3 protein-coding genes are annotated in these 2399 nt (G+C 71.6%); 2 read left to right on the top strand and 1 reads right to left on the bottom strand.

Annotated features, from left to right (window positions below):
* Together HG543_RS53105 and HG543_RS53100 are read left to right on the top strand one after the other, a co-directional pair.
* On the top strand, positions 1 to 579 hold a 579-nt coding region (locus HG543_RS53105), incomplete at its 5' end, for an alpha/beta hydrolase (RefSeq protein WP_211194802.1).
* Positions 580 to 651: 72 nt separating this feature from the next.
* Positions 652 to 852, top strand: a complete 201-nt coding sequence (locus tag HG543_RS53100) for a hypothetical protein (protein ID WP_169352596.1) — start codon at positions 652 to 654, stop codon at positions 850 to 852.
* Positions 853 to 862: 10 nt separating this feature from the next.
* On the opposite strand, the gene HG543_RS53095 is transcribed toward HG543_RS53100, so the two are convergent.
* Positions 863 to 2182 (bottom strand): DUF2254 domain-containing protein, encoded by a 1320-nt coding sequence (locus HG543_RS53095; RefSeq protein WP_169352595.1) that lies wholly within the window; start codon positions 2180 to 2182, stop codon positions 863 to 865.
* Positions 2183 to 2399 lie beyond the last annotated feature (217 nt).

Genomic DNA, 2399 nt, shown 5'->3' with positions numbered 1-2399 from the left:
CTGCTGTACGTGCCGGAGGACCACAGCGTCGACAAGCCGGCGATGCTGGTGGTGATGCTGCACGGGGCGGGAGGCAACGCGCGGCAGGGGCTGGGCATGCTGCAGGACGTGGCGGAGACGGAGGGCTTCCTGCTGATGACGCCCGAGTCGCGCGCGCCGTCGTGGGACCTCATCATGGGGGACTACGGGCAGGACGTGGCGTTCCTGGACCAGGCGTTGGACCAGGTGTTCTCGCGATACGCGGTGGACCCGGAGCGGGTGGTGCTGGCGGGCTTCTCGGACGGGGCGTCGTACGCGCTGTCGCTGGGCATCATCAACGGGGACCTGTTCAAGCACATCGTGGCCTTCTCCCCGGGCTTCGCGGCGCCGCGTGACTCGCACGGCGCGCCGCGGCTGTTCGTCTCGCACGGGGACAAGGACGGGGTGCTGCCTGTCGCCCGGTGCAGCCGCCGCATCGTCCCGCAGCTGGAGGCGGCGGGCCTGGAGGTGCGCTACCACGAGTTCAAGGGAGGCCACGTGGTGCCGCCCGAAATCGTGGGCGAGGCCATCGACTGGCTGAACGCGGCCGGCGGGCGCTGAGGTCGGCGCGAGGGGCGGCATGAGCCGACGGCGCGCCCGTGGACTCATGCGATGCTCGGGGCGGAACAGGCCATGACCAAGCCCCCTCCCGAATCACTGCCCTTCCCGGACAGCCTCTGCCACCGCTGCGCGGCGCCGCCGCGTTACGTCCAGTCGCGGACGTCCACGTTCATCATGTGCCCGCTGCTGCCGCAGAAGTACCCGCCGCAGCCGGTCCGCGTCTGCTCGCTGTTCCGGCCCGCGCCTCCCGAGGACCCGAAGGCACCCCGCTGACCCGCTCGCGTCAGTGCACCACCGGCCCGTGCTCGGAGAGGCCGAGCTGGCGCAACGGGTCCTGCACATGCGTGGCGGCCTCGCGCACCGCCTCCATGTCGGCCGGCAGCAGCCCCGCGCGCTCGCACCCCTGGAGCGCCAGGTCGAGCTGCCGCTCCAGCTCCCGCTGCGCCTCGACGCGGTCCGCCCCATCCACCGCCTCCCACAGCATCCGCATGGAGCGCACGAGCGCGATGGCCACCTGCGGATGGGGCGCCGCGTAGATGCGGAGCTGCTCGAAGGCGTGACGCACGTACTCCGCGTGGTCCAGATCCCACGGCCGCAGCAGCACGGAGCCGTTGTCCGCCACCCGCACCTGCGGGGGCAGCTCGATGAGCAGGAGCTGGCGGAGGATGGTGGCCATGCGCACCACCACCTCGATGGCCGTGGTCGGGTCGTTCACCGCCGGAGACAGCGAGCGCAGCGCGATGTCCGACAGCTGCCGCAGCCCGAAGTCCACGTCCTGCCGCGTCGTCCGGCTGCTCCCCACCACGACCGCCGCGTGGAGGGCCCGCGACACCGTCGCCTCCTGACCGGGATTCGGCCAGATGGTGGCCAGCGGAATGCCCTTCGCCAGGAACGCGCCCACCCGCGTCTCCAGCCGCAGCACGCTGCCCGGGGGCACCGCCGCGAGCAGCCCCGTGGTGCTCACCTGCTGCACCCAGCCACTGACACGCGCGCTCACCACGAGCGGCGCCCCCAGCCTGGACACATCGGGTGGCTCCTCCGGCGCGAGCACCTTCCCTGTCCAGCAGAGCTCCTCCACCTGCTCCAGCGTCTCCTCCGTGATGGCGGCGATGATGCTGCCCACGTACTGTCGCCGCGCGATGCGGTGCAGGTAGAGCACCAGCACGCCCACGCTCACCAGCGTGAGCAGCACCGCGAGGTCCACGGTGAGGTGCGGCACCGCCGAGGGAGATGAGGCCAGATCCTCCGGCAGCGCCCGGAGCGCCAGCACGCAGTAGGTGAAGACCGCCGCCAGCAATCCCACCACCACCTTGCCGAGCCGCTCGTGGAAGAAGGTGTGCAGCACCCGGGGTGAGAACTGCCCGCTGGCCAGCTGCATGGACACCACGAGCAGCGAGAACACCACTCCCACCGTGGTGATGGTGGCCCCCGCGATGGTGCTCAGCAGTTGGACCGTGGCCTCCGACGACAGCCGCAGGAACCCGGGCAGCGTGCCCGGCTCCAGGGTGCGGTCCAGCCACGACGCCGTGAACTCCAGCCCGATGGCTCCCAGCACCATGATGCCGGGGATGATGAGCAGGCTCTCGCCGAGCCGGTTCGCCATCGACCGGACCCGCAGGAGCCATATCGAGCGACGCGGATGCCAGGACACGCCCCTAGGATGGGGACACCCCCTCGTCCTGGCAGCGAGCCGGTGGGGACCACGCCTCGGAGCCAGCCCCCGCCAGCTCGCCCAGCCCCCTGCCTGCCGATTGCCGGGCGGGAAACGTCCACCACGGCTACACTCCGGCCGCCTTGTCCCAGGTGAAAGACCCCACCGG

The sequence above is a fragment of the Pyxidicoccus fallax genome, from assembly GCF_012933655.1.
GTDB classification, from domain to species: Bacteria; Myxococcota; Myxococcia; order Myxococcales; family Myxococcaceae; genus Myxococcus; species Myxococcus fallax.
The sequence above is the reverse complement of the archived record's forward strand: the minus strand, read 5'-3'. Positions and strand labels throughout refer to the sequence as shown.

Coding starts and splice junctions, on each gene's coding strand:
- HG543_RS53100 (WP_169352596.1), top strand. CDS start 652: ATGACCAAGCCCCCTCCCGAATCACTGCCCTTCCCGGACAGCCTCTGC.
- HG543_RS53095 (WP_169352595.1), bottom strand. CDS start 2,182: ATGGCGAACCGGCTCGGCGAGAGCCTGCTCATCATCCCCGGCATCATG.